Source organism: Streptomyces sp. NPDC016845 (genome assembly GCF_044332585.1).
GTDB lineage: Bacteria > Actinomycetota > Actinomycetes > Streptomycetales > Streptomycetaceae > Streptomyces.
Genome location: NZ_JBIRPI010000027.1, coordinates 20,590 through 41,362, shown reverse-complemented (window position 1 = coordinate 41,362; position 20,773 = coordinate 20,590). Strand labels below are relative to the sequence as shown.

General features: G+C 71.8%; 21 protein-coding genes and 3 pseudogenes. 7 read left to right on the top strand and 17 right to left on the bottom strand.

The features are described 5' to 3' along the window. The 12 genes from ACH4RC_RS36955 to ACH4RC_RS36900 all read right to left on the bottom strand — a co-directional run bounded on the left by ACH4RC_RS36955 (window position 1) and on the right by ACH4RC_RS36900 (window position 12,439). Window positions 1–2,091, bottom strand: a complete 2,091-nt coding sequence (locus tag ACH4RC_RS36955; RefSeq protein ID WP_398208631.1) for an MMPL family transporter — start codon at window positions 2,089–2,091, stop codon at window positions 1–3. Next, window positions 2,088–2,522 (bottom strand): STAS domain-containing protein, encoded by a 435-nt coding sequence (locus ACH4RC_RS36950; protein ID WP_398208630.1) that lies wholly within the window; start codon window positions 2,520–2,522, stop codon window positions 2,088–2,090. The genes ACH4RC_RS36955 and ACH4RC_RS36950 overlap by 4 nt, the downstream gene beginning before the upstream one ends. Further along, the gene (locus ACH4RC_RS36945; protein ID WP_398208628.1) at window positions 2,519–3,619 is read right to left on the bottom strand and encodes a B12-binding domain-containing protein; all 1,101 of its coding nucleotides are present in this window, start codon (window positions 3,617–3,619) and stop codon (window positions 2,519–2,521) included. Before ACH4RC_RS36945 ends, ACH4RC_RS36950 begins: the two co-directional genes overlap by 4 nt. Further along, window positions 3,616–5,262, bottom strand: a complete 1,647-nt coding sequence (locus tag ACH4RC_RS36940) for a PP2C family protein-serine/threonine phosphatase (protein ID WP_398208626.1) — start codon at window positions 5,260–5,262, stop codon at window positions 3,616–3,618. Before ACH4RC_RS36940 ends, ACH4RC_RS36945 begins: the two co-directional genes overlap by 4 nt. 236 nt (window positions 5,263–5,498) lie before the next feature. Continuing rightward, window positions 5,499–6,605, bottom strand: a complete 1,107-nt coding sequence (locus ACH4RC_RS36935; RefSeq protein WP_398208712.1) for a PP2C family protein-serine/threonine phosphatase — start codon at window positions 6,603–6,605, stop codon at window positions 5,499–5,501. A gap of 217 nt (window positions 6,606–6,822) precedes the next feature. Further along, window positions 6,823–7,329 carry a MarR family winged helix-turn-helix transcriptional regulator gene (locus ACH4RC_RS36930; RefSeq protein WP_398208625.1) on the bottom strand — a complete coding sequence of 169 codons (507 nt, stop codon included), beginning with the start codon at window positions 7,327–7,329 and terminating at the stop codon, window positions 6,823–6,825. Window positions 7,330–7,538: 209 nt separating this feature from the next. Next, window positions 7,539–8,414, bottom strand: coding sequence for an SDR family oxidoreductase (locus tag ACH4RC_RS36925; RefSeq protein WP_398208623.1), 876 nt, complete (start codon window positions 8,412–8,414; stop codon window positions 7,539–7,541). Continuing rightward, window positions 8,414–10,033, bottom strand: a complete 1,620-nt coding sequence (locus tag ACH4RC_RS36920) for a phytoene desaturase family protein (protein WP_398208621.1) — start codon at window positions 10,031–10,033, stop codon at window positions 8,414–8,416. The genes ACH4RC_RS36925 and ACH4RC_RS36920 overlap by 1 nt, the downstream gene beginning before the upstream one ends. Then, window positions 10,026–10,520 carry an SRPBCC family protein gene (locus tag ACH4RC_RS36915; RefSeq protein ID WP_398208619.1) on the bottom strand — a complete coding sequence of 165 codons (495 nt, stop codon included), beginning with the start codon at window positions 10,518–10,520 and terminating at the stop codon, window positions 10,026–10,028. Before ACH4RC_RS36915 ends, ACH4RC_RS36920 begins: the two co-directional genes overlap by 8 nt. Before the next feature lie 50 nt (window positions 10,521–10,570). Next, window positions 10,571–10,837 carry a DUF4235 domain-containing protein gene (locus ACH4RC_RS36910; RefSeq protein ID WP_398208711.1) on the bottom strand — a complete coding sequence of 89 codons (267 nt, stop codon included), beginning with the start codon at window positions 10,835–10,837 and terminating at the stop codon, window positions 10,571–10,573. A 125-nt stretch (window positions 10,838–10,962) separates the two neighbouring features. Continuing rightward, on the bottom strand, window positions 10,963–11,397 hold the full coding sequence (locus ACH4RC_RS36905) for a PRC-barrel domain containing protein (RefSeq protein ID WP_398208617.1): 435 nt from the start codon (window positions 11,395–11,397) through the stop codon (window positions 10,963–10,965). Between the two features lie 457 nt (window positions 11,398–11,854). After that, complete coding sequence (locus ACH4RC_RS36900) at window positions 11,855–12,439, bottom strand: maleylpyruvate isomerase family mycothiol-dependent enzyme (protein ID WP_398208709.1); 585 nt, start codon at window positions 12,437–12,439, stop codon at window positions 11,855–11,857. Window positions 12,440–12,712: 273 nt separating this feature from the next. Between ACH4RC_RS36900 and ACH4RC_RS36895 the strand changes: the two genes are divergently transcribed. After that, window positions 12,713–13,498 (top strand): SAM-dependent methyltransferase, encoded by a 786-nt coding sequence (locus tag ACH4RC_RS36895; RefSeq protein WP_398208615.1) that lies wholly within the window; start codon window positions 12,713–12,715, stop codon window positions 13,496–13,498. Between the two features lie 165 nt (window positions 13,499–13,663). On the opposite strand, the gene ACH4RC_RS36890 is transcribed toward ACH4RC_RS36895, so the two are convergent. Beyond that, on the bottom strand, window positions 13,664–14,647 hold the full coding sequence (locus ACH4RC_RS36890; RefSeq protein WP_398208613.1) for an alpha/beta hydrolase: 984 nt from the start codon (window positions 14,645–14,647) through the stop codon (window positions 13,664–13,666). Between the two features lie 167 nt (window positions 14,648–14,814). Between ACH4RC_RS36890 and ACH4RC_RS36885 the strand changes: the two genes are divergently transcribed. Both ACH4RC_RS36885 and ACH4RC_RS36880 read left to right on the top strand, forming a co-directional pair. Further along, window positions 14,815–15,264: a MarR family winged helix-turn-helix transcriptional regulator gene (locus tag ACH4RC_RS36885; RefSeq protein ID WP_398208611.1), complete on the top strand. Its 450-nt coding sequence runs from the start codon at window positions 14,815–14,817 to the stop codon at window positions 15,262–15,264. 110 nt (window positions 15,265–15,374) lie between these two features. Then, a complete protein-coding gene (locus ACH4RC_RS36880) occupies window positions 15,375–16,220 on the top strand; it encodes a hypothetical protein (RefSeq protein ID WP_398208609.1) in 846 nt (281 codons plus the stop codon). A gap of 3 nt (window positions 16,221–16,223) precedes the next feature. On the opposite strand, the gene ACH4RC_RS36875 is transcribed toward ACH4RC_RS36880, so the two are convergent. Next, complete coding sequence (locus ACH4RC_RS36875; protein ID WP_398208607.1) at window positions 16,224–16,571, bottom strand: GNAT family N-acetyltransferase; 348 nt, start codon at window positions 16,569–16,571, stop codon at window positions 16,224–16,226. Window positions 16,572–17,037: 466 nt separating this feature from the next. Here ACH4RC_RS36875 and ACH4RC_RS36870 point away from each other — a divergent pair, with 466 nt between their 5' ends. Beyond that, window positions 17,038–17,340, top strand: a complete 303-nt coding sequence (locus tag ACH4RC_RS36870; RefSeq protein WP_398208605.1) for a hypothetical protein — start codon at window positions 17,038–17,040, stop codon at window positions 17,338–17,340. Between the two features lie 53 nt (window positions 17,341–17,393). Here ACH4RC_RS36870 and ACH4RC_RS36865 read toward each other — a convergent pair whose 3' ends face one another. Both ACH4RC_RS36865 and ACH4RC_RS36860 read right to left on the bottom strand, forming a co-directional pair. After that, window positions 17,394–17,708, bottom strand: coding sequence for a DUF5994 family protein (locus ACH4RC_RS36865; protein ID WP_398208707.1), 315 nt, complete (start codon window positions 17,706–17,708; stop codon window positions 17,394–17,396). 130 nt (window positions 17,709–17,838) lie between these two features. Then, a pseudogene (locus ACH4RC_RS36860) lies at window positions 17,839–18,025 on the bottom strand (acyl-CoA desaturase); the annotation flags it as partial. A 595-nt stretch (window positions 18,026–18,620) separates the two neighbouring features. On the opposite strand from ACH4RC_RS36860, the gene ACH4RC_RS36855 reads away from it, so the two are divergent. Then, a complete protein-coding gene (locus ACH4RC_RS36855; RefSeq protein ID WP_398208603.1) occupies window positions 18,621–19,217 on the top strand; it encodes a GH25 family lysozyme in 597 nt (198 codons plus the stop codon). Between the two features lie 144 nt (window positions 19,218–19,361). Here ACH4RC_RS36855 and ACH4RC_RS36850 read toward each other — a convergent pair. Then, window positions 19,362–19,532, bottom strand: a pseudogene (locus ACH4RC_RS36850) (pirin family protein); the annotation flags it as partial. An 89-nt stretch (window positions 19,533–19,621) separates the two neighbouring features. On the opposite strand from ACH4RC_RS36850, the gene ACH4RC_RS36845 reads away from it, so the two are divergent. Further along, window positions 19,622–19,942 carry a hypothetical protein gene (locus ACH4RC_RS36845; protein ID WP_398208601.1) on the top strand — a complete coding sequence of 107 codons (321 nt, stop codon included), beginning with the start codon at window positions 19,622–19,624 and terminating at the stop codon, window positions 19,940–19,942. Between the two features lie 273 nt (window positions 19,943–20,215). Beyond that, a pseudogene (locus tag ACH4RC_RS36840) lies at window positions 20,216–20,495 on the top strand (hypothetical protein); the annotation flags it as partial. Window positions 20,496–20,773 lie beyond the last annotated feature (278 nt).

The window sequence follows — 20,773 nt, the reverse complement described above, 5'->3', positions numbered from 1 at the left end:
CTACTTGTCCCCGCGGCTCAGGCGCCCCGGCCACCACGCCTTCGGCCCGATGTCCCGTACGAGCGCGGGGACGAGCAGGGACCGTACGACCAGGGTGTCGAGCAGGACGCCGAACGCCACGATGAACGCGATCTGCACAAGGAACGCCAGCGGGATCACGCCGAGCGCGGCGAACGTCGCGGCGAGGACGACACCGGCCGAGGTGATCACCCCGCCGGTGGCGACGAGGGCCTTGAGGATGCCGTCGCGCACCCCGTGGACCAGCGACTCCTCGCGGGCCCTGGACATCAGGAAGATGTTGTAGTCCACGCCGAGCGCGACGAGGAACACGAACCCGTACAGCGGCACCGACGCGTCCGTGCCCGTGAAGCCGAACAGGTGCGTGAAGACCAGCGACGAGATGCCCAGAGTGGCGACGAAGTTGAGCGCGACCGTCGCCACCAGGAGCAGCGGCATCAGCAGGGAGCGGAGCAGCCCGATCAGGATGACCAGGATGATGAGCAGGACGACGGGCACGATCAGCGTCCGGTCCCGTTCCGCGGTGTGCTGGGTGTCGTACTGCTGCGCCGTGTAGCCGCCGACCAGGGCGTCGGCCCCGTCGACAGAGTGCAGCGCGGTGCGCAGGCGGGCGATGGTGGCCTTGGCCGCGTCGCTGTCGGCGGGGTCCTCCAGCGTGACGTCGACGCGGATCTCGCCGTCCACGACCCGGGCGGGGCCGCCGCCGGGCCTGCCCTGCTTGTTCAAGGTCGCCGCGCTCGCCACACCCTTCGTCTCCTCGGCCCGCGTGGTGACTTCGCGCGCGCGGTCCGCCTCGGCGATGACGACGGCCGGGTTGCCCGCGCCGCCGGGGAAGTGCTCGGCCAGGGTCTCCTGGGCCGCGACCGACGGGGCGTCGTTGACGAAGATCTCGTCGAGCGGCACGCCCTTGGAGTTGAGGGTGGGGGCGAACGCCGCGCACACGAGGAGCCCGCCGAGCGCGATCGCCCAGATCCTGCGGGGCGAGGTCTTCACCGCGTGCGCGATGCGCGGCCACGGACCCTTGCCGCCGCCGTCCTCCGCGTCGGCCGACCGCGGACGTGCGGGCCAGTAGGCGGCATTGCCGAGCAGCACCAGTACGGCCGGCAGGAACGTCAGGGTGGACAGGACCGCGCAGACGATGCCGATCGCGCCGACCGGGCCGAGGGCGCGGTTGTTGGTGAGGTCGCTGAGGAGGAGGGCGAGCAGGCCGAGGGCGACGGTCGCGGCGCTCGCGACGACCGCCCCGGCCGAGCGGCGCAGCGCGGCCCGCATCGCGGCGAACCGGTCGGTGCGCGCGGCGAGTTCCTCGCGGTAGCGGGCGGTCAGGAGCAGCGCGTAGTCGGTGGCCGCGCCGATGACGAGGATCGAGAGGATGCCCTGCACCTGTCCGTCGACGCGGACGACGTCGTGGTCCGCGAGGGCGTAGACGACCGCGCAGGCGACACCGAGGGCGAACACCGCGCCCAGGATGATCACGAAGGGCAGCAGGACGCTGCGGTAGACGAGGAGCAGGATCACCAGGACCGTGACGAGCGCGACCACGAGCAGCAGCCCGTCGATCCCGGCGAAGGCGCCCGAGAGGTCCGCCTGGCTGGCGGCCGGTCCGGCGACGGCCACGCCGGTGCCCGGCGCCTTGGCCGCCGCGTCCTCGATCCGGTCGATCGTGGGCGCGAGTTCGTCACCGAGGTCGGGCCGGAGCTGGACGATGCCCTGCAGCGCCTTGCCGTCGTCCGAGGGCACCGCGGGCGAGACCTGGCCGACCACTCCGGGCGTACCGCGCAGTCCGGCGAGTGCGCGCGTGGCCCGCTCCCGCTGCTCGGCCGTGACCTTGCCCTTGTCGTCGGCGGTCCACACGACGATCGCGGGCAGCGTCTCGTCCTGCTGGAAGGCCTTCTGCGCGTCGATCACCCGGGTCGACTCGGCGTTGCGCGGCAGGAACGCCGCCTGGTCGTTGGTGGCGACCTCGCCGAGCTTGCCCGCGTACGGTCCGAGCGTGCCGCCGACGCCGAGCCAGACGACAAGGAGGACGAGGGGCAGGAGCCAGTGCGCCGCACGCGACGTGCGGGCGCTCACCGGCGCTGCCGCGCTTGCTGCTCGTCACCGGAGACGGAGCCGGACTCCGCCTCGGCGACGGACGCGGCGCCGGCCGACTCCGGTTCCTTCTGCGCCGCTTCCTCGGCGCCGACGAGGTAGTCGAAGGTGCCGGTGATGGTGAGGAGGCGGTCCAGGCGCGCCGAGCGCTCGACGATCCGCAGGCTCGCCCCGGACGTGTCGAGGCGGCGGCGCAGGCCGAGGAGTGTGGACAGCCCCATGGAGTCGACGCCGCTCAGAGCGGAGCAGTCCAGTCGCAGGACGCGGATGCCGGAGTGGTCCATGAGGGCGCGTCCGACGTGGTCGGTGAAGTATCCGCTGGTGTCGTAGTCCAAAGCCCCCTCGACCGTGAGCGTGAGCACTCCGTCACTCGGTCCGGAGGCGGTGAGGTGCAGAGCGGCGTATGTGGTCATGCGTGCTGCCCGGGTCCGGGGACGGTCAGGGTCGTGCGGGCCGCGGTCAGGATGCCGGTGGCGCGCGGGAAGTCGGTCAGCTGCCGCAGCAGCGAGTCCAGGGCGGGCAGCAGGGACTGCGGGGGGACGCCGCGGGCCTGGAGGATGCCGGCGGTCCAGGCGACGAACGTCCCGAAGAGTTCCGCCTCGTCGACGTAGAGCGCCGTGATCAGGTACGTGACGATGTGGTCGATGTCCTCGGCCGTGCGCTCCATCTGCAGCTCGGTGTACGAGCGCATCGGCGGGAAGGCTTCCTCGACATCGGCGAGAGTCTGTTTGACCAGCCGCCGTTTCGTCTGTCTGACCAGGGTGTACTCCTGGTCGGACAGATGCGGCAGATCCAGGTCGGGCAGCCGGGCCGCCTCCACCGTGGGGCGCCGCAGCCCCTTCTCCAGGAGCGCGTGGGCGCTGAGCGCGTCCGGCGCCCACACCGCCTGCATCCGGCGGGCGTACCTGCCGTCCGGGCCGAACGCCGCGCCGCCGGCCATGACGGGGGTGCCGGTGGTCTGGCAGGAGCTGATCGCCGTGTGCGCGGCGGGCAGGTGCGAGGGGATGGAGGAGGAAAGCAGCACGGCGTCCGGGGTGCGCTGGTGCAGGTGGGCGATCAGGTGCTCGGTGGGGACCTGCGCGCCCAGGTAGTCGACGCTCCAGCCGCGAAGGCGCAGGACCTCGGCGACCAGGCGGGCGGGGAGCGCGTGCCATTCGCCGTCCACGCACGCCACCGTGAGGCGGCCCCGGTGCGGGGCCGGCGCGGCCGCGTCGGCGATGGCGGAGATACATCGCTCGTTGATCGCGGTCGCCGCGTGCTCCTGCGCGACCGTGATCCTGTTGGCCGCCCACTCGACGCCGACCCGCTCCTGCACCGGCGCGATCAGCTCTAGGAGCACGCGCTCCGCCGTCGCGGGCCCGTGCCCGGCGGTTCCCTCGCCCGCGGCGTAGCGCACGAGGGCGACCGCGTGCGTGTCGTCGCAGTCGGTCAGCGCCCGCCACAACTGGTCGCGAAGGTCGCCGAAGGTCGGCAGCGCGGAGGTTCCCGCGCTCGTCTCACCTGTCGTCATGCTGTAAACCTGCCCCGAGTATGGCCATCCACCGCGGTGAGGTGATTGTTGCGCGGCGCGGTGATGGCCAGCAGGGCCATGTCGTCGTGCGGACCACCGTCGATCCACCGGGAAGCGATCATCTGTACGTACTCGGTGACCGCCTCGGCGGGCAGCCCCGCGCACTGGGCGAGAGCGTGGCGCAGCCGCTGCTCGCCGAACATGGTGTCGCCGAGCGGGCCGCCCTGCGCCTCCGTGATGCCGTCGGAGAACAGCAGGCAGGTCTCCCCCGGCGCGAGGTCCACGGTCGCGGTGGTGACCTTGAGCATCTCCGTCGGCAGGGCGCCGATCAGCATGCCCATCGTGTCGGCCGCCTCGACCCGTCCGTCGCTGCGGACGATGAGCGGCGTGGGGTGCCCGGCGCTGGAGACCCGGAGCCGCACGTGGCTTCCCGCCCGCTTCACGGAGGCGAGGGCGAGCGTGGCGAACCGGGTGTGGTGCGAGGTGAGCAGCGCGTTGTTGAGGAGCGTGAGCAGCCGGTGGTGGTCCGGCGCGAACGGCAGCAGCGCCTCCAGCGTGTTCCGGATCTTGCCGGTGAGGACGGCGGCTTCCAGGCCCTTGCCGCACACGTCGCCGAGGACGGCGAACGTCTCGGCGTCCTCGCTGTCGGCGGGGTAGACGTCGTAGAAGTCGCCGCCGATCCGCTCGCCCGCGGCGGCGGCCCGGTAGCGGCCGGAGAAGTCGACGCCGCGCACGCCTTCCAGGACGGGCGGCAGCAGCTCCCGCATCAGGACGTCGGTGATGTGCGACTGCTCGGCGTATATCCGGGCGGCCGACAGGGCGGCGCCCGCGCGCGCGGCGAAGAGCCGGGCGAACGCCTCCTCGGCCTCGGTGAACGCGGCCTCGCGGCTGTGACGCATCATCACGATGGCGCCGGCCGGCAGGCCGTGTCCGGGCAGGGGCACGACGACGACCGAGCCGATCTGCCCGCCGTCCGCCGCGAACTCGGCCGGGATCGCCCACGCGGGCACCTGGGCCGGGTCGATCCAGCGCGAGGGCACCGGCGGGAAGCCGAGCAGCGCCTCCGACAGGCCCGGCAGCTCGGAGGGGTCGAGCGGGATCCGCTCCTGCACCACCGGCTTGCCGGTGGTGCAGCGGGTGACGGGGTAGGTGCGGCCGGAGCTGACGCCGACGATGACCGCCGCGTCCGCGAGGTGCTGTGCGGCCATGCGGGCGGTCACCTCCATGCAGCGCTCGGCGTTCAGCGAGGCGAGAAGCTCGCTGGAGACCTCTTGCAGGACGCGCGAGCGGGTGCGCTCGCTCTCCAGCTGTTCGCGCGCGAACCGCAGATCGCCGTCGTCGACCAGCCACCAGGACACTACGCCGTCCGCGCCGCGGCTGGGGAAGGCGTCGACCGTCCGGTCGTCGATGTGCCCCGAGGCCACCGGCAGATCGGGGTTCTCGCTCTCGGCCACCGCGGTGTGCGCCTGGGCCAGCCAGGCGGGCGCCGCGTCCGCGAGCGCCGTGCCGGCGACGAGCCCCGGAAGGAGCACACCGGCCTGTTCGTTGCGGGACAGGACGCGGCCTGTCCGGTCCACGGTGACCGTCGGGTACGGGTTACGCGGCCCGACGGCCGTGTCGACCTCTACGCCTCGGGAGCTCATCGGCTCCGTGGAGGAAACCATCACGTGGGACCCGCTGTGCAGGTCCCCACCACCCTTCGCTGGGAATCTCAGGACAGCAACCGCCGCTGTGGACAACGAGCTTGCGAGAGCCCGGCGTCAGCGCCGACGGTCACAGTTTCCATAGGGCAACAGTTGCACGGGCGGGGGTGCCGGGGCAACCAGGCCCGCTCCAACGAGGCGGACGATTCCGGAGCGAGTACCGCGAAGCGCCGCACTCATGCCTCTGCGGCGCGGCCGAACCAGTCCAGGCAGACCACGAGGGCGTCGTCGTCGGCGACCGCGTTCACGTGCGCCGCCAGCTCCTGGAGGATCGCGCGGGGCACAGCCGACGCGGGCAGCAGGCTCGCGCGCTGGATCGCCCGCGCGAGCATACGCTCGCCGTACTCCTCGCCCGTCGCCGACAGCGCCGCGTAGACGCCGTCACTGACGAACAGCAGCCGGTCGCCCCGCCGAACGTCGAATTCCTGTACGACGTAGTCGGTCTCCTCGAACATGCCGAGGGGCAGCTGGGCGTCGAAGGGCACCTGCTCCACCGCCATGCCGCGCTGGCGCCACAGCTGCGGCGAACCGGCGTCCACCACCTGCACCCGCCCGGTCTCCAGGTCGAAGGAGAGCAGCAGGGTCGAGACGTACTCCTCGCCCCGGTGCTGCGCGTACAGCGCCTGATCGGCGAGGGCCGCCTGGTCCGCGAGGCCGATCCCCGCCCGGCGGGCGTTGCGCAGCGCGTTCACGGCGAGGTTGGTCAGGAGCGCGGCCCCGATCCCCTCACCCATGCCGTTGGTGATGGCGAGGGTGAGCGCCTCGCTGGTGACGGCCCAGTCGAAGTTGTCGCCGTGGATGGCGTACGCGGGCTCCAGCTGCGCGCCGATCGCGTACTCGGCGCGGGTGCAGGCCCGCCCCGGAAGGAGCTGCCACTGCATCTCGGCCGCCAGGGTCAGCCGGTTGGCGCGGCGCGCCTGAAGGTAGACATCGGTGTCCCGGTCGGCGACGACGATCTCGCGGCCCAGGATCTCGGCGAGGGCGGTGAGCTCCTCGATCTCCTCGGGCGTGCATCTTCGTTCCGGCACGCGCACGGAGAGGATGCCGAGTCTGTCGCCGTGCACGGTCACCGGCAGATAGAGATCGACCGCTCCCCCGCCGCGCACGACGTGGCTGCGCGGGTCCTGGCTCTCGAACGCCCGGCCCGCCGGGGTGTCGCGGAGCGGGAGCGCCTGCGCGGTGTGCGGCAGCTCCGTCACCTGCTGCAGGACGGTGAGCCCGTAGTCGGCCATCAGCAGGTCGACGCGGAGGGCACCGTAGTGCTCGGTCAGCGCGGCGCGCATGGCGTCGAGCAGCGCGAACGGCGCGGCGTTGCGGACAGCCTTTTCCACAGCGAGGAAATTCTTCACGACAGCCTTCTTCAGAGGGTCGAGCCGGCTGCCGAGCGGGGCCACGCTCCGCACCTACGAGCCGAGCGGGAACGCAGAAGCACAGTAACGATTGCCATGGGGCAACTGTTGACGAAGTGTATCCCGGGCGCGGCCTTCGCAGCGGATGAGGTCAGGCGATGGCTTCGGAGGATCCTCCGGCCTCGCCCGGCACCGGGCTCGGCGCGATGTGCGCCGCGGCGGCGTCCTGGAACTGTTCGAGCCCCTCGGCCAGCGTCCGCAGGTGCGCCGGGGACATGGACTGCAGGACCGCCTCGATCTCGCGCGCCCGCGAAGCCCGGAAATCGTCGAGGACGGCCGCCCCGCGGCGGCTGAGCCGCAGATCCACCTCGCGGCGGCTGGTGGCGCTGGCCAGCCGCTCCACCAGGCCCGCTGCCTCGAGCCGGTCGCAGAGGCGGCTCACGGAGGAGGGGCGCGACCCGAGCGCCTCGCCGAGAGCCCGCTGATTGACCCCCTGCTGCTCCTCGATGACCGTGAGCGCCCGGAACTGTGACGGCGGGAGCGGCCCCGCCGGAGTCGCCTCCTGCCCGCGCCCCCACAGCACGTCGAGCAGTTCGGAGACCCGGCAGGCGACCTGCGCCACGTGTTCAGCGCTGCGGAAGGGCAGACTCTGGGGCATGTCCCAGCACCCTCCCGTCCGAAAGTGGGGTCGACGGTCCACGAGCCTACAGGGCCCGGCCCGACATCGTCTCGGGCCGGGCCGGGGCGGCCTTCGTCACACCTGCGCCTTCACCACGCCGAATTCCGGCGCGTACTTCCGCCTTCCGCGCGAAGTCGTCCAGGTTCTCCACATGGATCTGCCCGTCCGCCGGATCCCAGTACCGGGGTCTACCTGTCCGGCAGGGTGTGGTCCGCGCGGCCGCCCCTGCCCAGCGGGCCCGTCTGCTCCAGAGCCCGGTCCGCCGCTAGGCGTGCGTAGTGCGCGCGGGCCCGGCGGCTGATGACGGGCGGCAGGAACCCCCGCCCCATCTGCGCGAGCCGCACCCACCCGGGCGCGTAGACCGAGGTCTTCCGCCCCTCCACGGCCCGCGCGAGCCGCTCGCCGACCGGGCCCGCCGCCATCATCCGGCGGGCGGGCGGCGGCAGCATGGAGCGCATGTCGCTGAGCGCGGGGTGGGCGTCCGCGTCGTGGATCATCTCGGTGTCGACCCAGTTGAGGTAGGCGATCCCGACCGCGACGCCGCGGTGCGCGGTCTCGGCCCGCAGCGCGTGCGCGAACGCTTCCACCCCCGCTTTGGACGCGCAGTACGCGCTCATCATGGAGACGGCGCCGATGGAGGCGAGGGACGCGACCTGCAGGTAGTAGCCGCGGGTGTGCAGCAGATCGGGCAGGAACGTCTGCGCGGTGTAGGCGCTGCCCGTGAGGTTCACGTCGATGACCCGGCGCCATGACTCCGGGTCGGCCGTGCGCAGCGGTCCGGCCTCCGCGACGCCCGCGTTGGCGACGACGGCGGACGGCCGCCCGAGCCGGGTCCGCACGGTGTGGGCCGCGCTTTGCAACGCCCCGGTGTCGGTGATGTCCACCTCCAGCGTCAGCGAGGGCGTCGCCAAGCTGTCCGCCACCCGGTCGAGCGGCGCCTTCTCGTGGCCGAGGAGGGCGACCCGGGCGCCGCGGTCGGCCAGTTCACGGGCGACGGCGGCGCCGATGCCCCGCGCGGCCCCGGTCACCACGACCGTCCGGCCGGTCAGCGGGCTGTCGCTCATCAGCGCTTGCGGCCCGTACGGTCCCGGTTCGCCAGCAGGCGCTGGGCCGCGGCGAGCGGGGCCGGCGCGTGGCGGCGCAGCGCGGCGCGGGCCGCGTTGGCGCCGGGGGCGCCGTGGACGCCACCGCCGGGGTGGGCGCCCGCCGAGGCGAGGAACAGTCCTGGCACGGGTGTCTCCGCGCGGCCGGTTCCGGGCACGGGCCGGAAGATGAGCTGCTGGTGCATGGCGGCGGTGCCGCCGTTGATGGCGCCGCCGTGCAGGTTGCTGTTGAGGGACTGCAGGGTGGGCGGCGCCAGGATGCGGCGGGCCCTGATCCGGCCGCGGAAGCCGGGGGCGAAGCGCTCCACCTGCCGCTCGACGCGGTCGGCCATCACCTCCTGCTCGCGCGGGTCCCAGGAGCCGGTCAGGTTCTCGTCGCCAGCGTCGCCGCGGATGTGCTGCGGGACATGGGTGTAGGCCCAGGCCGACTCGGTCCCCTCGGGCGAGCGCGACACGTCGGAGGTGGTCATCTGGCCGAAGAGCAGGAACGGCTTCTCGGGCACCTGCCCCATCGCGATCTGCGCGGCGAACGCGGTGAGTTCGTCCACGCCGTCGGCCAGGTGGACGGTGCCCGCGTGCGCGGCCTCCGGCGCTTCCCAGGGCACCGGGCCGTCGAGCGCCCAGTCCACCTTGAAAGTGGCGAAGTCCCACTGGAAGCGGCGCAGGTCGTCGACGAGCTGGGCCGGCAGGTGCTCGGCCGCGACCAGACCCCCGTACAGCGAGGGTACGGAGACGTCGGCGAGGACGGCGCGGGACGCGGGCACGGCCTCGCCGTCGGCGGTGCGCACGCCGACGGCCCGGCCGCCCCGCACGACGACCTCCTCGGCCTTGCGGCCGCACCGCACGGTGCCGCCCAACGACTCGAGGCGTGCGATCAGGGCCCGTACGAGTTCGCCGGAGCCGCCGACCGGTACGGGGAAGCCGTAGGTCTGCCCGAGCATCGCCATGAGCCAGCCGAAGCCGCCGCTGCCGGACGCCTCGGGCGCGAGGTCGGCGTGGAGCGCGTTGCCCGCGAGGAGGATGCGGCCGCCCTCGCCCGTGAACTCCTCCTCGCCGAGGCGGCGGGCCGGGAGCACCAGCGAACGGGCCAGGCGCAGGCCGCCCGCCGACCGGAGCCGGTAGGCGAGCTTCGCGCCCGCCCTGAGCGGCGGGAACGGGGTGAACAGCGCGTTCAGGATGTCCGGCCTGACGTCGTCCCAGACGTCGTGCAGCCGGTGCCAGGCGTCACCGTCGCCCGGCGAGAACTTGTCGAGGGAGTCGGCCGTGACCTCCACCCTGCGGCTGAGGACCGCGCACCGGCCGTCGGTCAGGGGGTGCGCGAGGACGCTGGGCGCGTGGCTCCAGCGCAGGCCGTGCTCGTCGAGGCGCAGCCCCTTCAGGACCGGGGACGCCGCCGCGAGCGGGTAGAAGGAACTGAAGAGGTCGCTGACGAACTCCGGGTCGACGCCGCGGTCGTGGCGGACCGCGCCGCCGGGCTCCGGCTGCTCCTCCAGGACGGTCACGGCCCACCCGGCGTCCGCGAGGACGTTGGCTGCCACCAGGCCGTTGGGCCCGGCCCCGATCACCACGGCGTCAGGCATGACGTGCCCCGCTCGCCCGGTAGCGTGCGGCGTCCTCGGCGTTCTTGGGGTGGGCCTGTTCGTCCTCGCAGACATGGGCGAGGCGGGCGAGCATGGCGCGGTGGCGGAGCTGTATCACGGCTTCCAGCCCGAAGTTGTGCAGGGCGCCCGCCGCCCCGTTCAGCGGATGTTCGTCCACCGTCACGAGGCAGTCGTCGCCCCACGGGCGCAGCTGCAGGGAGATCCGCGCGGTGCCGAGGGGGCCGGCCTTCGCCTCCAGTTCGAGGAGGGAGCCCTCCTCGCGGTAACGGACGACCGTCTCGTTGGTGAGGTGCACGGGTCCCAGCTGCACCTCGTAGCGCAGGCTGGCCCCGACCTCCGGCCACTGCCCGCGCACCGGCTCGGACGACTCCGTGCCGACCACCCAGTCCGCGTACTTGCTGCCGTCCGCGAGAACGGCCCACACCGCCGCCGGGCTCGCCTTGATCATTCGATGCCGCCGCGCCATTGCGCCTCCGCGTTCCTGTTCCGTCTCTGCGTTCCGTTCGCGCGTGGCGGTCAGTCGGGCCAGACGCCGGTCAGCTTCTTCGTCGTCCGCGCGCCGCCCCGGACGACGGTCGCCCGTACGACGGCGAAGATGGCGCCCTGCAGAGCGGCGGCCAGCAGGATCTCCCGCCACTGGCGCTCCTCGTCGGTGGCGTCGGGCGCGTCGTCGTCGTGCCCGAGCCGCTTCCAGATCTGCCCGAAGACGGCGCCGCTGACCGCACCCGCCGCCATGCCGAGGCCGATGCCGAACGGTTTGTAGGCGATCTTGACCAGGTTCATTGCTGCCTCCGCTTCCTTGTCGCTCATACTGCGGCCGGTCGCCGCGAACGGCATGTCCGCCGTGTCGTCCGGCCGCCCCCACCGCGTGCCCCGTCCGGGTGCCGTCGAACGTGAGCGACCTGGCCTCAGTGCTGTCGCTGCTCCTGGCGGTAGTGCTCGTCGATCCGCGCGCGGTAGCCCGGGTCGGTGACGCGCATGTCACGGTCGAAGAGGGGGGCCGCCTTGACGAGGTCGCGCGGGCGGGCCACGTGGAGGGTGCGGTTCGCCTCGTCGACGCGCGCGATGGCCCAGCGCGGCAGCAGGACCTTCTTGCTGAGGAGCGGGCCGCCGGTGTCGACGACGAGGTGGTTGGGGGCCACCTCCTCGGAGTGGGCGTCGACGGTGCCGGCCGAGCCGTCGTCCGCCTCGACCGCGTAGCCGAGAAGGTCCGCGTGGGTGAGGCCGGAGCCGGTGGGCTCGGGCCGGGTGAGGGGCGCGGCAGTGGGTTCGGGCCGGGTGAGGGGCGCGGCAGTGGTGTGCGCGGGGGTGGGGTCGTAGGGGTGGACAACTCTGTCGGTCATCACAGCGGTCCTTTCCGCTCGGCTCACTCTGCCTCCCACATGTCCGCGCCGCCTGCGCCGAAACGTCCCCCGTCGGGTGACAACGCCGCGCGCGAAGGGGCCGGTTGGCCGCCCCGCCGTCCGACCGTTGCGGGACCTTCACACGGATGGATCCGTGAAGGCCGCAGCGCCGGGCAACCGGCAGGTAACGCCGCGGGGAGGACGCCGCCGATGCTGATAGTCGCTGTCGCACTGCTGCCCGTCATGGGGCTGCTGCTGCTCTGCATGGACCGGATAGAGGACCGCTTGAGCGGTGGAGCCCGACCACCGGCGGGCCGTCACCGCGGACGCCATCTCCGGCTCGTCACCGGGCACGGCCGGACCGGGCAGGGCCGAACCGATCACGCTCGGAGCGACCATGCTCGGAGCGACCACGACCGGAGCGATCACGACCGGAGCGATCGCCGCGAGGGACCGTTCACCGCTCACCGCCGCGACCGGGCGGCATGACCTCCCGCCCCGAGACGGCCATGAGCAGGGACAGCGCGGTGCCCGTGACCTCCGACGGCCCGTCACCGACCGACAGATCGGTGTCCGTCGCCGTGAGCCGGATGCGGGACGTGAGCTGTCTGGCGCCGCCGAACGCCTCCGGGGTGCGCGCCAGCAGACGCAGCGACCTGACCACGGCCTCCGGCTGATACGTGTGCGCCAGGCCGAGCGGCCGGCGGATGTCCTCACCGTGGACGACCTCCTCGACGAGCCGGGTGTCGAGGGGAGCCGGCGGGGTCGACGTCCGCGACGCCACCTCACGCAACCGCGCCATCGTGTCGCGTGGTGCGGCACCGCGCTCACGTCGCACCCCGTGCTCGTTGTGCCGGTCGAAGTCGAACCGCGCCCACGCGAGACCGGCGACGAAACGTGTGCGTGTGGTGCGTGCGGTGTCGACCAGATGGGCGACCACGTCGTGCACGGACCAGCCCGCGCAGAGGGAGGGCGTCTCCCACTGCGCGGCGTCGAGCCCCTCGAGGTCGTCGATGAGCGCCGCCCGCTCCGCGTGCACCATCCGCCAGACCTCGCTCCGCACACCGGCATCCCGCACGACTGCCTCCCGCCCGACCGTGGATCGGTCACACCTGGTTCACACCTGTCACGAGTGGAGACCGCCGGAGCGGCGCGAACTCATCGCGGCACCTCGGCGAACGCGGTGAGCAACCGCCGCAGTGAGCGGCCTCCGCGGTGAACGCGGTGAGCAACCTCCGCCGTGCGCGGGGCAGTTGCGGACCCTTTCCGGTGGCATAATCGCCGCAACCTCATCTCGCCCACGCTGGAGTCACGTATGACGGCACAGTCCTCCACAGGTCGTATCGACACGAGCAGGCCCCATCCGGCGCGGGTCTACGACTGGCTGCTCGGCGGGAAGGACAACTACCCCGTCGACCAGCAGGTGGCGGAGAAGCTGCCCGCCGAGGCGCGGCTCAACGCCATGCGCAACCGGGCGTTCATGCACCGCGCGGCGGCCTGGCTGGCGCAGGGCGGCATCGACCAGTACCTCGACATCGGCACGGGCATCCCGACCAAGCCGAACCTGCACCAGATCGTGCAGGCCATCGTGCCGACGGCGCGGATCGCGTACGCCGACAACGACCCGATCGTGCTGCGGCACGCGGAGGCCCTGCTGGTCAGCGACCCGGCGGGGGCGACCGACTATCTGGAGGCCGACGTCCGCGAGCCCGCGGTCATCCTGGAGCACGCGCGGAAGTTCCTCGACTTCGACCGGCCGATCGCCCTGTCGATGATCGCGCTGATGCACTTCATCACCGACGCCCAGGACCCGTACGGCCTGACGCGCAAGCTGGTCGAGGCGCTGCCCTCGGGCAGTTACCTGATGTTCTCGCACGGCACCACCGACGAGCACCCGCACCTGGTGAAGTCGGTGACGACCACCTACCGCGAGGGCGAGATCCCGTTGCGCATGCGGACACGGGACGAGATCGAGCCGTTCTTCGAGGGCCTGGAGCTTGTCGAGCCGGGCCTGGTCACCGCCACCAAGTGGTACAAGGACACACCCGCTCCGCGTGAGGAGCTGTCCGGTTTCTACGTGGGTGTGGCGCGGGTCCCGTAGGCACCAGCAGGACTCATGACGTGGCGGCCCGGACGGCAGACCAGTGCCGTCCGGGCCGCCACGCGTGTCAGCCGGTGTGTGTCGGGCGGTGCGTGCCAAGCGGTGTGTATCAGGCGGTGCGTATTAGGCGGTGTGTGTCAGGCGGTGCGTGTCAGGCGGTGTGTGTCAGGCCGTGCCGAGGGCCGTCCGCAGGGTGGCGACGGCCTGGCCGATGGCGGCCTCGGCCGCGTGCGTCCCGCGCAGCGCGTTCAGCATGACGAAGTCATGGATGACGCCCTGGTAGCGCACGGCGGTGACCGGGACACCGGCCTGCCGCAGCTTGTTCGCGTAGGCCTCGCCCTCGTCGCGCAGGACGTCGGCCTCGCCGGTGATGACCAGGGCCGGGGGCAGATCCTTGAGCTGCTCGACGGTGGCGCGCAGCGGTGACGCGGTGATCTCCGCGCGCTGCTTCTCGTCGGTCGTGTACTGGTCCCAGAACCACTGCATGCCGTCGCGGCGCAGGAAGTACCCCTCGGCGAACTGGTGGTAGGACGGCGTGTCGAACGAGGCGTCGGTGACCGGGTAGAACAGCACCTGCTGCACCAGGGGGACGTCGCCGCGCTCCTTGGCCATGAGGGTCAGCGCGGCGGACATGTTGCCGCCGACGGAGTCACCGGCCACGGCGATGCGGGCGGTGTCGAAACCGTTGTCGGCGCCTTCGCTGACGACCCACTGGGCGACGGCGTAGATCTGCTCGATGGCGACCGGGTAGCGGGCCTCGGGCGACAGGTCGTACTCGGGGAAGACGACGGCCGCGCGGGCGCCGACGGCGAGTTCACGCACGAGGCGGTCGTGCGTGTGGGCGTTGCCGAAGACCCAGCCCGCGCCATGCACGTACACGATCACCGGCAGGGTCGCCGGGGCGTCGAGGGGCCGGACGATGCGGGCGCGGACCGATCCGGTGGGGCCGCCCTGGACGGTGACCCACTCCTCGGCGATCTCCGGCTTGTCTATCTCGCCGGACTGCACCTCGTCGACGGTCTTGCGGCCCTCGACGGGGCCGAGGTCGAAGAGGTAGGGCGGGTTCGCGGTGGCCTCGGCGAACGCGGCGGCGGCGGGTTCGAGGACCGGGGGCGTGACGGACGCGGCGGATGCTACGGGCTCGGACATGAGGACGCTCCTGACGATCGTGCCGACGGCCTGGGCGGCTGTCCGGCGACAAGAGAAACGTACCGCTCGATTCAGTCGCGCACAACTAAATCGAGCGGTATACAGTAGTGAGCGGCTGGAAGGGTAGGGTGAGCGGTTGCCCGGAATCCGACGTAAGGACCGCAGTCGTGGACGACGCCGCAGAGCCGAAGGGCTCACTCCTCCTCCAGGACCAGTTGTGCTTCGCCCTGTACGCCGCCTCGCGCTCCGTCATCGCGCGGTACCGGCCCCTGCTCGACGCGCTGGAGCTGACCTACCCCCAGTACCTCGTCATGCTGGTCCTGTGGGATCAACACACGGCCTCGGTGCGGGAGTTGGGCACCGCGCTGCAGCTGGAGTCGAGCACGCTCTCCCCGCTCCTCAAGCGCCTCGAGGCGGTCGGCCTGATCCGTCGGCAGCGGCGCACGGACGACGAGCGCTCGGTCTCCATCACCCTCACCGACGCCGGTACGCGGCTGCGGGAGAAGGCCGAGGCGGTGCCCCTGGCCATCGGCGAGGCCATGGGCCTGACGCCCGAACAGGACGCCACGGCCAAGCGGTTGCTCCGGCTGCTCACCGCCAACGTCAACCGCGCCTGACGACTTTCCCGATCCCTGTCTGTCGTTACGTTGCGTCGATACGATGGGCCACGGCCGCACATGCCCTTCGGTGAGGGCCTTTGAGCGCTCGGGCCCGACGGGGGTGTGTCGTGAAGTCACCGACCGATCCCTGGCAGGCACTGACCGGCCCCGACGGCTCCGGTGTCGGCTGGCAGTTCCGGCGGCCGGGCCTCGCGCTGCGGGCGGGACCGTTCGGGTTCGTCGCCCTGGTGGCCGCCGTCAGCGCCCTGGTGCCGGGCGCGGGCTTCGAGTCCTGGCCGGTGTACGTGTCCAGCGTCGCGCTCCTCCTGCTGTGCGCGGGCTCCTTCCTGCTGCCGTGGCAGCGGCTGCCCGCCTGGACACCGGTCCTGGTGCCGCTGGTCTACACCGTCTCGGTCCTGCAGCTGATCGTGGCCTCGGGCACGGCCTCCGGGCTCGGCCTGGTGCTCCTCGTCCCGCTGATCTGGTCGGTCCTCTTCCACCACCGGTGGGAGACGGGGTGCGTGGTGGCGGCGGTCGTGGCCGTCCAGACCGCCTCGTCGATCGTGCAGGAGACACCCGCCGCCGTGATCGGCAGACGCGTGGTCCTCTGGAGCGTCCTCAGCCTGCTGATAGCGGTGGCCGCGCACGGCCTGCGGGACCGGATCAACGCGTCGCTCGTGGCCAACGCCGCGCTCCACGCGGAGGTGCGCGAACTCTCCCTGGCGCGCGAGCGGGACCGGATCGCCGCCGACCTCAGGGAGAGCGTCGTACGCAAGATCTTCGAGGCCGGGCTCAGCCTGCACAGCACGGCCGCGATGATCGGCGAGGGCCCCGCGCACACCCGGCTCATGCGCGGGGTCGCCGAGCTCGACGGGGTCATCCGCGCCCTGCGCGAGAGCGTGTTCGACCTCAACGAGAACGACTCCACCGACGGCTCGGAGCCGCCTGCGGGCGAACCCCCTGGCGGCCGCTGACGCTCAGCGCTTCAACTGCCCGTCCAGCCACTCGAGCACCTCGGGCGTCACGGGGTCGGTGATGTCCGCGTACTCCTCGTGCTTCTTCAGGAACTTCGCCACGTACGGGCAGACCGGCACGATACGCAGCCCCGCACGGCGTACGTCGTCCAGCGCCTCCCGCACCAGAATCGAGGCGAGCCCCTGTCCCGCGTAGGCGTCGCCGATCTCGGTGTGGAAGAACACCCGCCGGTCCTCGCGGTCGCGGTACGCGGTGAATCCGGCGGTCTCGCCGTCGACCCGGATCGCATAGCGGTGACGTGCGTCGACGCGCTCGATGGTGGGCGTCGACGGGGTGGTGGGCTCGCTCATCGGGGGCCTCTCGGTGCGGGGTCGGGTTCTTGCGCGGGGTGATCGTGGCGTACGGCAGGGCGGGCGCGGGCAGCCGGTCGCCGGGTAGCCCTCGACGGCGCCGTACCGGTCGGTCGGAGGCGTCCTGCCACTCCTGGCGGGCCTCGACGATGTCCTGGTGGCTGCGGCCGACGAAGTTCCACCAAACAGAGATTACTTGACTGCTTTACGCAGGTCAGAGGCGCCTCAGAGCTCAGACGGTCAGCAAACCGTCAACCTCGGACTTCGGGAGTCGGCGACCGCCCGGTCGAGGTGGCCGAAGTGCCCGCACCTCTACAAGAGCCAGTACTGAAACGCAGCCGGTAACCAGACCTCTGAGTCCGGGTTCGAGACAGACATTCATGACACCAGCCGACTGGAGAGCGTCAAGCCGCCGCGGTACAGCCAGGTCAGGGCGGTCATGCCCTCGACCGCGCAGCCGGCCGTGATGCGCACAGCCGGAGACGACACCTTCCTCCTGATCGCCGATCTGATGAGCGGGTGCGGGTTGCGCAACGCCGAGGCCGCTGCGGTCGACCTCCCCGACCTGGTGTCCCGCGACGTCTACCGGGTCACCGCGCAGGTCAACCAGACCAGCGGCCACTACGCCCGCCTCAAGCACCGAAAGATCGGCGAGTACCGGGGTGTGCCGCTACCCGCCCGGACCCGGCGGACCATCGCTCCCGCCCGCCGCGGGCGCCTCCCGCGTCTGCGGAGCGCGCTGTGCCCTCTCAGCCGGCCGAGCCGGTAGCCGAGCCGGTAGCCGGACCGGTAGCCGGACCGGAAAGACGGCGGCACCGGGGATCAGACGTGCTCGCCCGCGGCACGCGACATGAGCAGTGCAGCCGCTTCGGCCGGTGTGTCCGGAGGTACCACCAGCAGGTCCCAGCGCCCTCGGCCGGGGTTGAGCAGGACGATGGTGTGCGGGTCCGACGCCGTGGGACTGCGGTGCAGCCGGACAAGCTGGTTGGCGACGAGCATCCGGCCGGGTGCCACGGACCACATCGCCCCGTTGACCGTGACGCTGCTGATGTCACCCCAGATGCGCGGCAGGCCGGCCAGGAGCTGCGGCAGTTCGGTGAGCACGTCGGACGAACGCGGCCACCAAGCTCCGTCGATGGCCCGGGGCAGGGCCCCGTCGGGCGCCAGGTGCAGACGAAGCAGGGGGGGGGTGCGGCGGAAGCGGACGTTCCTGGGCGGTAGCCATCAGGCTCCTGTCGGCGAAAGTGGCTCTTGGGCGGCGAGTGCGTCAGGACCGGCGAGCGGCGCTCCGGGCCGCCGTCGGCCGGCGGACCTCGTGAACGCGGCCGAGGAGCTCGAGAAGGCGGATGACGGCGGCCGACGTCGATCCGGCCACGGTCCACTCCATGGCGTGCGCTGGTCGGGTCGGCGTGGTGCGGGTTGTGCCGGCTCTCACCGACGGACAGCGGTGCGAGCGGTCGACGGCACAGCCGTTGCGGACCTGTCGGACATGAGCCTCATGGCGGGGGACCTCAGACCTCGGTGCGAACGGCGCGGCCGGGGTCTCGGACTGCCCCTGGAAGGAGGGCACACGCGGTTCGGTCCACCGATACGCGAAAGGCCCTCGCCGCTACCGTACTCCCCCGGACGGGGTAAAGAGCCGGACCGGCCCCGCCGTTGACTGTGCCCGGGCCCCGCGTCACGCGCCATCGCCTCCTAGGCCGTCAGGTCGATCGGTTACCGGCATACCGTCTCCATGGACGTAGGAATCCGGCACTCAGGGTCCGGCCCGCCGTGACCCCGGGCGAATCCTCGCCCTCACCGATGACAACGCCCAGCGGACCACGGTCACCGGCATCGCCCGGATACCGCGGGCACTCGTCCTCGACCTCGGCCTCGGCCTCGACCAGATCAGCGGAGCCGGTCGTTCGTGCGCTGCAGGCCCTGCGTCCGCTCAACCGTCACACCTCGCACCACAGGCGATGATGCGTACCCGGTGGCGTGGGTGGCCGCGGGCGCTGCCGGGCATCATCTGGGCAGCGCTCATTACTTGGACGGGAAGGAGCCGGGATGCTGCACGGCCTCGACGTCGGCGCCTACCAGCCGCCCTCCTACCCCACCGACGACTGCGCGTTCGTCTTCGTGGAGGCGACCGAGGGCCTCACCCGCACCAACGCCCGTCTGGAGGCCCAGACCCGCACCGCCCGCCGCGCCCGCCTTGTGGTCGGCTTCCGTCACTTCCTGCTGCCGGGCCACCCCGGCGCCCAGGTGCGCCACTTCCTCTCCCGCATCCCGGACCGGGACGGCGACGTGTTCATCGTGGACTGGGACGCCACCGCCGACGGCCGCCGTGCCACCAGCCAGGACAAGGACCGCTTCATCCGGCGGCTGAAGAGACTCCGCCCGCACCGCCGGATCGTCCTGTACGCCACCTACGAGTTGTGGCTGCAGACCAACTCCGGCGCCTTCGACGCCGACGGCCTGTGGATCGCCGACGACGTCCCGCCCGGTCGGCCCCGCATCCAGAGCGACTGGCTCTTCCACCAGTACACCCGCTACCCCCACAGCCGGAGCGTGGCCCGCTTCCCCGACACCGAAGCCCTGCACCACTGGGCCAACACCGCAGGCCCGCTCGCCGTCCCGGCCACCGCCCCACGGATCCTGTGACGCCCGGGACTCACCCCGACCAGTCCAACTTCGGAAAGGGCCCCGGGCGCCCTCCTGCCGTCCGGAAAGCCGGCATCGGGTCGGCATCGGGTTTGCCGGACCTGGCCGCACAAGACCACACCCTGGACTCCGGAGCCACTCAGTTCAGCGCGCCCGACCCCGGGCTTTCAGGGGCACGGACGGCAGTTCCGGAGCGGGCAGCCGGTCCCCGTCGTAGCCCGTCACCTCACCGAAGCGCGAACCGTCCATCCAGTCCGCACGCGCCTGCGCTATATCGTGGTGCGACCGTCCTGTGAAGTTCCACCGCATAGGAAGTACTTGGCTCCCTTGCGCATCATCAGAGGGGCCCCACCTCTCGGACGGTCAGCAAACCGTCAGCGTTGGGCTTCGGGAGTCGGCGACCGATGGCGAGCAAGAACTTGCCACACGGCATGGGCACCTACTTCAAGGAGCGTGACCGTGGCCGGGCTGGCGACCCATTCGACACGTTCGACAAGGTGAGGTCGATCCTGCTGGACGCGCACCGGTTCGGCCTGTACGAGACGAGTCCGCTGGAGGGAGTGCAACCGCCGCAGTACGACCCGGCCAGGGCGGTCATTCCGTCGGCCGAGCAGCTGGCCTCGATCCGCGTCGCTGGCGACGACACCTTCCGGCTGATCACGGATCTGACGAGCGGGTGCGGGCTGCGCAACGCTACGAGCTACTACATGGCCAACCAGTGGTAACGGATCAAGAAGGCCAGCCAGGTGAAGATTCCCAGGGCGATGGTCCTGTACGGGCTGCGGCACTTCTTCGCCTCCACTGCTACCACCACATCCCCCTCACCGACGTCGCTGACTGGATGGGCCACAAGAGCATCGACATCACCTACAGGACCGACCGCCACCTCATGCCTGGCACCAGCAACACAGCCGCCAAGGTTTTGGACATGGGGATGGTCGCCTGCCAGGACCTGAGCTCTACCTACGGTCGTTGTAATACCGGCACAGACGGTGTGAGAAGTCGACCGGGACGGCACCGGCAGTCTGAACCGGCCCGGCGAAGTGGTGCTGGACGTCCCCGGCGGGCACACCGCGTCACGGGCGGCGGGACTGGGAGGTGGTCGCCTACTTCGCCGCCTCCGGCCCCGCCGACCGGCATGTAGCGCTGGACGCCACGATCGGCGAGGTGTCCTTCGGCCCGGCCGTGCGGGAACCCGACGGCACACTGCGGCGGTACGGAGCGGTCCTGGCCAAGGGCACCGCGGTACAGCGTGCTCGGACGAGCTCGGCCGGAGGCTGGTACTGGAAGACACGGAGGCGGTAGCCGAAGTCGTTGACAATCGCGGAGGTTCGGTCGTCCTTCCCGGCGGACAGTCCGGGCAACCAGAGCGGCCGGTTCTCCGACAGCCCGGTGAAGTCGACCTCGTCGAAGACACACACGGAGCCATGGACAGATCTCGACGTACGCAACGCATTGGACGATACGACCGGCACGGACGACGAACGAGCAGCATCTGACCAGTGAACGAGCACCTCGTCCCGCGAAAGCGGACGAAACATCGACGGGATTCTATG

Bases quoted from the DNA above. Each gene is read 5' to 3' on its own strand.
- ACH4RC_RS36855 (WP_398208603.1), top strand. From the start codon at position 18,621: ATGCTGCACGGCCTCGACGTCGGCGCCTACCAGCCGCCCTCCTACCCC.
- ACH4RC_RS36945 (WP_398208628.1), bottom strand. From the start codon at position 3,619: ATGACGACAGGTGAGACGAGCGCGGGAACCTCCGCGCTGCCGACCTTC.
- ACH4RC_RS36845 (WP_398208601.1), top strand. From the start codon at position 19,622: ATGGCGAGCAAGAACTTGCCACACGGCATGGGCACCTACTTCAAGGAG.
- ACH4RC_RS36935 (WP_398208712.1), bottom strand. From the start codon at position 6,605: ATGCGCGCCGCGCTGACCGAGCACTACGGTGCCCTCCGCGTCGACCTG.
- ACH4RC_RS36890 (WP_398208613.1), bottom strand. From the start codon at position 14,647: ATGTCCGAGCCCGTAGCATCCGCCGCGTCCGTCACGCCCCCGGTCCTC.
- ACH4RC_RS36950 (WP_398208630.1), bottom strand. From the start codon at position 2,522: ATGACCACATACGCCGCTCTGCACCTCACCGCCTCCGGACCGAGTGAC.
- ACH4RC_RS36925 (WP_398208623.1), bottom strand. From the start codon at position 8,414: ATGAGCGACAGCCCGCTGACCGGCCGGACGGTCGTGGTGACCGGGGCC.
- ACH4RC_RS36895 (WP_398208615.1), top strand. From the start codon at position 12,713: ATGACGGCACAGTCCTCCACAGGTCGTATCGACACGAGCAGGCCCCAT.
- ACH4RC_RS36920 (WP_398208621.1), bottom strand. From the start codon at position 10,033: ATGCCTGACGCCGTGGTGATCGGGGCCGGGCCCAACGGCCTGGTGGCA.
- ACH4RC_RS36915 (WP_398208619.1), bottom strand. From the start codon at position 10,520: ATGGCGCGGCGGCATCGAATGATCAAGGCGAGCCCGGCGGCGGTGTGG.
- ACH4RC_RS36905 (WP_398208617.1), bottom strand. From the start codon at position 11,397: ATGACCGACAGAGTTGTCCACCCCTACGACCCCACCCCCGCGCACACC.
- ACH4RC_RS36870 (WP_398208605.1), top strand. From the start codon at position 17,038: ATGCGCACAGCCGGAGACGACACCTTCCTCCTGATCGCCGATCTGATG.
- ACH4RC_RS36930 (WP_398208625.1), bottom strand. From the start codon at position 7,329: ATGCCCCAGAGTCTGCCCTTCCGCAGCGCTGAACACGTGGCGCAGGTC.
- ACH4RC_RS36875 (WP_398208607.1), bottom strand. From the start codon at position 16,571: ATGAGCGAGCCCACCACCCCGTCGACGCCCACCATCGAGCGCGTCGAC.
- ACH4RC_RS36900 (WP_398208709.1), bottom strand. From the start codon at position 12,439: ATGGTGCACGCGGAGCGGGCGGCGCTCATCGACGACCTCGAGGGGCTC.
- ACH4RC_RS36940 (WP_398208626.1), bottom strand. From the start codon at position 5,262: ATGAGCTCCCGAGGCGTAGAGGTCGACACGGCCGTCGGGCCGCGTAAC.
- ACH4RC_RS36910 (WP_398208711.1), bottom strand. From the start codon at position 10,837: ATGAACCTGGTCAAGATCGCCTACAAACCGTTCGGCATCGGCCTCGGC.